We start from the raw sequence: 7,371 nt of genomic DNA, 5'->3' as shown, positions 1-7,371 counted from the left end.
AGCTTTTATTTATTAATTATTGATTTCCAATTTTATAGACTTTTTAGCAGATTCATAAACACCTAATACAATTTCAAGAGCTTTCTTACCTTCGTATCCTGTGACCTTGACAGGTGTATCTTCTATAACATTATCATAAAACTCCTTTATTTGATAATAATGATATATACCCCAATAACCTTGTCCACCTGACTCAATTTTATCATTGTGCTCTATAGTAGTTGTTTCACCATCTTTTTCTATAGTAACATCAAATCCTTTTATATTGATGATTCCGTTTTCACACATTATCTCAATTTGAATAGGAGAACTCTTCGTATAATAGTTAGTAGCAAAGAGTGAATATATACAACCATTTTCAAAACCTATGGCTGCACTTGCAACATCCTCTACTTCAACACTCTTCAACACTCTGTTATCTATCTGACCTTTAATCCATTTAACTTTGCTACCAACCAAGTGTTGCACTAAATCAATACTATGAATGGCTTGGTCTATCAAAACACCGCCGCCTTCTTTTTCCCAGCTTCCTTTCCAATCACATTCATAGTAAGAAGGTGGACGCCACCATGTAAGTGATGACCAAGCTCCTAATACTTTACCCATTTCCCCGCTGTCTATTAACTTTTTAGCCTTGACAACACCTTCAATATATCTGTTTTGGAATATAACTCCGAATTTTTTTCCTGAACTATTTGCAGCTTCTATTATGGCATCTGCATCTTGTAGTGTTATCGCTAAAGGTTTTTCTGTAAGAACGTGGATTCCTTTATCTAGACATTTAATTATCTGTTCCTTATGCAAGAAATGAGGAGTACATATATGAACAACATCAAGATCTTCTTCAAGGAGGTCTTCTATTCTATCAGAAAAAGAGCATTGTTCAAATTCTTTTGCAAAACTTTCAGCTCTATCTAATACTTTATCAACTGCAAATCTAACTTCAATCCTGTCACTTAAGTTTTTGAATGCTTCTTTATAGACAACTGATATTCTTCCACAGCCTATAATTGCAATTTTCAATTTACCCATAAAATCACCCTTTATATTATATTACATTTGTTTTTCTAAAAAATTGTAAGCTCTTATATATCTATTAATGTCCTGTTCCCCATGTTCGTATTCAACTACAGCCCAGCCATCTTCACCTAATGTATTTCTAAGTACTTTCAACAATTTATTAAAATCAATTATTCCTTCTCCCAAATCAACAAATTCATTGTTTTCATTAATATCCCTTAGATGAACATAACTTATTCTGTTAGCATGATTCTCTACAACTTCTATTGGATTAAATCCAGAAGCATAGACCCATCCTAGATCCAGACCAAGATTCAGATTAGGAGCGTATTCTACTAAATTTTTAAAAATGTATCCATCATTTTCAAATTCCCAAATATGATTATGGAGATTTAATTTTACTCCCATCTCTTGGCATTTTATTGCTGCATTGTTAATATTTTTAGCCGCTTTTATAAGCTGTTCTTCTGTACCTGAAAATCTTTTTGTTGACATGATTACATTTTTATTAGGCATATCTTTAACAAACTCAGCTACCTTAAGTATTTTATTAGTTGTCTCTTCACTATTAATATCCCATTCTTCTAATGGTGAACCAATATGCATACCAGTTACTTGATAGTTATATCTATCTAATATATTAAGTAAATACTTTTTATCGTCAGTTCCAAAAAATCTTGATCCGATTTCTGACCCTTTAAAACCTGTACTTGATAATAACTTTATTGTATTTTCTGTGTCTTCTTTTATTTTTTCTTTGAATAATACAGCATGACAACCTAATTTCATATGACTTTCCTCCTTAATTAACCTTCAATGAATCTTTCAATATGATTCTTAGCTCGTATTAATCCTTTTTCAACTTTATCAAGAGTTCCTTCCCAAACTGGGTCCTCATGTTCAATACTTATTGTACCTTCATAATCTATTTCATATAGATTAGCTACAATTTTATTCCAATCAATATCTCCAAGACCAACTAGACGATGTCTCCACCACTGATGTTCAAAGAAATTGGTTTCTTCAGTAATATTATGTAGGATACCAACTTTTTTAAGATTATCATATAGTATTTCTGTATCTTTTCCATGAAAATGGAATATCTTACTTCTATATTTGATTATGTTCTCATAAGGACTCATAAACTGCCAAATCATATGTGATGGATCAAATGCTAATCCTATTTTATCTGAATCAACTTTATCAAATAGTATATCCCACATATATGGTGATATAGCTATGTTACCCATCATTGGGCAGTTCTCTATTGCTATTTTTACGTTATTTCTTTCTGCGTATTCTGCTAGTTCTTTTAACCATTCTGTAACAGCTTCTACACTTTTTTCAGGATTGAATCTTGCACCATAGTAGGCATCCTTGGTAACCCCTGTTGAGCATATTACTTTCTCGATCCCTAGTTTTCCTGCAAATTCTATACGTCTAATCAATTGTTTCTTATGCTCATCACCTATATTATTCTCTTCGTCAAGAAAATTTCTACAGTAGATTAAGGCAGATATATCAATTTTCCCTTCTTCTTTTATATCTGAAAAGATCTTTTCATCAAGTTCAATAGTTGGCCCAACTTCCAGATCCTTAAATCCATTATCACAAGCCCAATTACTTATTTCTTTTAAATCTTTCATTCCAGCCCAAGCCAAGCTATTAGTGATTAATCCTACTTTCATAATAATTCTCCTTTCTATTAGTCAAGGATAACTGTTTTTTTGTTATCAGCTGATTCTTTTAATGCTTCTAATAATTCCTGAATGTAAAGTCCTCTAGCAAAATCTCTTTCAGACTGTTTATTATTTATAATATTATCGATAAATTCATTTATCTCTTCATGGAACTTGGATTCTTCTAAGAACTCATCTGGAACAGCTACAACTTCTTCTTTTTTACCATTGTAACCCCCATCTTTTTCCTTCAAGTTAACTATCAATTCATTATCTTCATGTTCATAGATGAGCATACCTCCTTCTCCAATTATTTCAAGGACATGCCCCCTAGTGCCTAATCTGCTTGAATAGAAAGTTCCAATTGCACCATTATTAAGCTTAGCAGTAAAAATGGTTGTATCATCGTTGGTTACTGCTCCCATACCTTCTTCATCAATTTTCTTTCTTTCCGGGATAGAAATTGTTGAAATAGCTGTTACTTCTTTTACTGGACCTTCTGTATCTTTCAATAAATAATCTACTATGTCAATCATATGAGATCCAAAATCAGCTAAAGCTCCTGTACCAGAATATTTCTTCTGCATTCTCCACTCAAGCATTACACCTGTCTTATTAGCAATTCTTCCTCCACCAAGACATTGTCTGAAACCATATATTTTTCCCAATTTCCCTTGGTCTATTATAGATTTCATAAATTTTATTGCTGGAATACCTCTATAACAGAAACCTATCATATTTACCAATTCAGGATGTTTTTTGGCACATTCCACCATCTCTCTTGCATAGCTGATTTCAGAACTCATTGGTTTCTCGCAAAGCACATGAACCCCTGATTCCAAAGCTTTAATGGATAACTCTCCATGAGCATCGTTAGATGTACAAATACTTACTGCATCTACCATATCAAGCATTTCTTCATATGTTTTACATATAGTGATATTCTTAAGCTCCTGCTTTTTTGCCCAGTCCTGTGCTCTTCCTTCAACTTTGTCGAACAAAGCTACAAGTTCACATTTTTCATTTGCATTATAAGCCTTGACATGTTGTTTTGCTATACCAATGGTATATCCTGTTCCTACAATACCTATTTTAACTTTTTTCATTATGAATACCTCCATTTATATTTTACTTACACTTATTTACACGTGTAAGTTATTAACTAAAAAAATTATATGCCTTTAGTAGAATCTCTTTCCTTCAGTTTACAAGGTAACGTAATATTAAGCGGCAACGTATTTGCATCTGTTAACATATTCATTAATCTTTCCGCACTTTTTTGACCCAATTCAAATAAAGGCAGATTGCATGTAGTTAGTCTTGGATACGTATAAACATCAAAATTAGAACCTGCAAGTGCAATAACTGATATTTCATCAGGGATACTTATATTAAGCTGTTGAGCCTGATACAATACTGTATATGCCATTTTACTCCAAGAAGTTATTATTGCAGAATATTCATCTTTTTTACTTAGAATCTTAATGACTGCCTCAATTTCTTTATCATTATCTGTTGAAATAGGGGTTTTAATTAATTTAATTCCCTTATGCTCATTGACAGCATCTTCTACCCCTTTTCTACGTTGTTGCTCTTGTTCTGTATCAAAATCAGGTGTCAAATAAATTATCTCTTTTTGCCCATTTTTTATCAAATAGCTTGCTGCCATATATGCACCATGATAGTAATTAATATCTACACAATTTACCATCTGATTATTTAAATGATAATCAGCAAATACTATAGGTATATTTTCTTCTACGGACATATGTAAATAATCATCTATTTTCTCTTCTGCTAGATGTTCTTGAAATGATAAGAAAAGGATACCATCTATTTTTTTACGTTTATAGTAACTATAATACTCTGGATATCCAAAATTATCTACATGGTCTGAACATAATATAATGCTATAGTTATCACCTATGGCAGATTTAACACCATCCAAGAATTTGATATACCTTTGTTCAGATATATTTCTCTTGGAAACAATACCTATAGACATCGCCTTATTGGTTTTTAGTGCTACTGCCATAGAATCAGGGTAATAGCCTAACTTTTTTGCTGCCTGTATAACTTTCTTTTTTGTCGTCTCCTTTATGCTGACTCCTTGAACATCATTTAAGATGTAAGAAACTGTTGCTCTTGATACTCCAGCTTCTTTGGCAACATCCATACTAGTTACACGTTTAAGTTTTTTCATAGCCCATTCACCTGATTCATAATTATTTTATATATTTTTATTATACTGTATCAATTTACACCTGTCAATAATATTTAATTATTTAGTTGTCATTATTCATTTGAACTCTATTTATTGGAATCTGAATTTCTGTAAGCCATTCATTTTCATCATCCTTATTCCATTTACCATCAATGTAAGATTCCCTAGGAAGTCCAATTGGCTCGTATCCATTATCTTTAATCCATTCATATGCATAGTTATATATTTCACGTAAATATAAGTAAGGACCTTTGTGTAAAACGCATATTGCATTTTCCACAGCATTGATTTTTTTGAATTTCAGTATATCAGAATCCTTGCAAAAATCTTCAACTGTCTCACACACTTCCACATCTATGTTACTTTCCTTGTACTCTCCATCATGATATAGATTGAAACAATATTCAGGCATAGCACATACTGCTCCTAATCTTTCCATTTCCTTACCCATCTCAGGTATTATTTTAAAATAATAATCATAGCTTGGCGCAACGATACGCATGGATGCAACAATTACCTCTGGCAATGACTTTATTACTGGATCGTACTTCATGACCAATTCACCTCTTATTCTTTTCTGATAATTTCTTATGTTAAGCAACATTTCCCGTTCTTTCCTTATTTTATTTTCCAATTCCTTTTCTTTGAGTTTTAGAAAAACCTCAACACCCTTTGTTTCATCTATAATCTCCATAATTTCAGATAAACTTATACCTATTTGTTTTAGAGCAAATATCTTATTCAATCTGGGTAATTGCTCACTTGAATAATAGCGGTACCCAGTAAAATCATCAATATAAGCAGGTTTTAACAATCCAATTTCATCATAGTGACGTAACGTTTTCGTTGTAATATGATTCATCTTAGAAAATAATCCAATCTGATACATTTAACTCACCTCTTCTAAATAACCATCCAATTATTATACTATTATCTATAATCATAACGAAATGTCTTTATAGATATAATAATACATATTACCCCCACAATAAACAAGAATGTAATCTTACCCAAATAATCTGATACTGGATTACCTAATGATACACCTTTTAATACTTTGATTCCTTGTGTCAACGGCATAACATTTGAAATACTTTTCAATGCTTTTGGCATAATTTCATATGGAATTGTTGCACCTGATAGAAAAAGCATGGGGAAATAAATTAGATTACATAGTAAATTTGCAGTCTTAACTGAATTAGATACACTAGCAATAAAAATCCCTAATGAATATATGGCAAAAGTAATCACTAAATACATTAATAGAAAGTAAAAGAAATTTCCTACCATATGATATCCAAAAACAACTATACCAGTAATTAGTACAAGTGTTGATGATACCAACGCAATAATTAGATTTGCCGTAAATTGTACCCCTAGTAGAAGTAAAGGTGTAGTTGGTGTTATTTGAAATCTTTTCAGTATTTTCTTTTCTCTATAACCTGATACAGTAATAGGAATCCCCATTAAGCCAGAAGCGCATATTCCTATTGTGAGAACAGCTGGTACAACTTGTTGAATTAAGGTTATATTAGAGTTCTCAGCAACAGTTTTATTGCCATATAAAGTTCCAATTAACAACATAATTCCCACAGGTAGAATTATAGCAAAAAATATTCCAGAAAATTCTCTAATTGCTAATTTTAACTCTGTCGTAAGAAAAGTTCTAAATGCTTTCATATTCATTCTCCTCTCCAATGTAATACAGATATGCTTCTTCAAGGTTTGTCATTCCTGATTTTTCAACTATTCCATCTGGAGTCCCAACTATTACACTTTGTCCATTATTAATTATTAATACTTCATCACATAACGCTTCTACTTCATCCATATAATGAGATGTAAGAAAAATAGTTAACCCTTCTTTTTGCAAATTTTTCAGTAATCTCCATACTTCTCTTCTAGCTCTTGGATCTAATCCCGTTGTCAATTCATCTAGAAAAACAAGTTTCGGTTGATTAATTAGAGCAATGAAGACAGATAATTTTTGTCTTTCTCCACCTGATAGCTTTGATATATCTTGCTTTATCTTATCACCAAGTCCAAATTTACCAAGCAAAGATTTCCAATTAACTGTTTCCTTGTAAAGAGAGGCCATCATTTCACACATTTCTCCAACTTTGATTCGATCTGGGAAAAAATCAGCTTGAAACTGAACACCTATTTCTTTACATATTTCTTTTTTTGATTCTTCCATATTCATTCCTAAGATTTCAACACTACCTTTATTATACTTTTTTGTTCTCAGTATGCACTCAATAGTTGTTGATTTTCCTGCACCATTTGGACCAAGGAGTCCAAAAATCTTTCCTCTCTCTACTGATAAAGTTAAATTTTTTATAGCACAGATATTTTTATAATTCTTAGTTAAGCCATTTACTGATAGTATAATATTATCCACATATATTTCCTCCTTTCATTTATTACTTGTAAAAGTCTATACCTTTC

Annotated in this window: 8 protein-coding genes; all 8 read right to left on the bottom strand. The window is 31.6% G+C overall.

Annotated features, from left to right (window positions below; genetic code table 11):
- Positions 1 to 12 precede the first annotated feature (12 nt).
- A complete protein-coding gene (locus tag AACQ14_RS11215; RefSeq protein WP_339363683.1) occupies positions 13 to 1,032 on the bottom strand; it encodes a Gfo/Idh/MocA family protein in 1,020 nt (339 codons plus the stop codon).
- A gap of 21 nt (positions 1,033 to 1,053) precedes the next feature.
- Positions 1,054 to 1,809, bottom strand: coding sequence for a sugar phosphate isomerase/epimerase family protein (locus tag AACQ14_RS11210; RefSeq protein WP_339363682.1), 756 nt, complete (start codon positions 1,807 to 1,809; stop codon positions 1,054 to 1,056).
- 17 nt (positions 1,810 to 1,826) lie between these two features.
- On the bottom strand, positions 1,827 to 2,708 hold the full coding sequence (locus AACQ14_RS11205) for a sugar phosphate isomerase/epimerase family protein (protein WP_339363681.1): 882 nt from the start codon (positions 2,706 to 2,708) through the stop codon (positions 1,827 to 1,829).
- 17 nt (positions 2,709 to 2,725) lie between these two features.
- Entirely contained in the window at positions 2,726 to 3,805 is a 1,080-nt protein-coding gene (locus tag AACQ14_RS11200; protein ID WP_339363680.1) for a Gfo/Idh/MocA family protein, read from the bottom strand.
- 65 nt (positions 3,806 to 3,870) lie between these two features.
- Positions 3,871 to 4,902, bottom strand: coding sequence for a LacI family DNA-binding transcriptional regulator (locus AACQ14_RS11195; protein WP_339363679.1), 1,032 nt, complete (start codon positions 4,900 to 4,902; stop codon positions 3,871 to 3,873).
- Positions 4,903 to 4,984: 82 nt separating this feature from the next.
- A complete protein-coding gene (locus AACQ14_RS11190) occupies positions 4,985 to 5,812 on the bottom strand; it encodes a MerR family transcriptional regulator (protein ID WP_339363678.1) in 828 nt (275 codons plus the stop codon).
- 41 nt (positions 5,813 to 5,853) lie between these two features.
- Complete coding sequence (locus tag AACQ14_RS11185) at positions 5,854 to 6,603, bottom strand: ABC transporter permease (RefSeq protein ID WP_339363677.1); 750 nt, start codon at positions 6,601 to 6,603, stop codon at positions 5,854 to 5,856.
- On the bottom strand, positions 6,590 to 7,324 hold the full coding sequence (locus tag AACQ14_RS11180; RefSeq protein ID WP_339363676.1) for an ABC transporter ATP-binding protein: 735 nt from the start codon (positions 7,322 to 7,324) through the stop codon (positions 6,590 to 6,592). Before AACQ14_RS11180 ends, AACQ14_RS11185 begins: the two co-directional genes overlap by 14 nt.
- Positions 7,325 to 7,371: the final 47 nt, after the last annotated feature.

The organism is Vallitalea maricola (genome assembly GCF_036985595.1).
Classification (GTDB): Bacteria; Bacillota; Clostridia; order Lachnospirales; family Vallitaleaceae; genus Vallitalea; species Vallitalea maricola.
Note: the sequence above shows the minus strand (reverse complement) of the source record. Positions and strands in the feature narration are given on the sequence as shown.

Bases quoted from the DNA above. Each gene is read 5' to 3' on its own strand.
- AACQ14_RS11215 (WP_339363683.1), bottom strand. From the start codon at position 1,032: ATGGGTAAATTGAAAATTGCAATTATAGGCTGTGGAAGAATATCAGTT.
- AACQ14_RS11210 (WP_339363682.1), bottom strand. From the start codon at position 1,809: ATGAAATTAGGTTGTCATGCTGTATTATTCAAAGAAAAAATAAAAGAA.
- AACQ14_RS11205 (WP_339363681.1), bottom strand. From the start codon at position 2,708: ATGAAAGTAGGATTAATCACTAATAGCTTGGCTTGGGCTGGAATGAAA.
- AACQ14_RS11200 (WP_339363680.1), bottom strand. From the start codon at position 3,805: ATGAAAAAAGTTAAAATAGGTATTGTAGGAACAGGATATACCATTGGT.
- AACQ14_RS11195 (WP_339363679.1), bottom strand. From the start codon at position 4,902: ATGAAAAAACTTAAACGTGTAACTAGTATGGATGTTGCCAAAGAAGCT.
- AACQ14_RS11190 (WP_339363678.1), bottom strand. From the start codon at position 5,812: ATGTATCAGATTGGATTATTTTCTAAGATGAATCATATTACAACGAAA.
- AACQ14_RS11185 (WP_339363677.1), bottom strand. From the start codon at position 6,603: ATGAAAGCATTTAGAACTTTTCTTACGACAGAGTTAAAATTAGCAATT.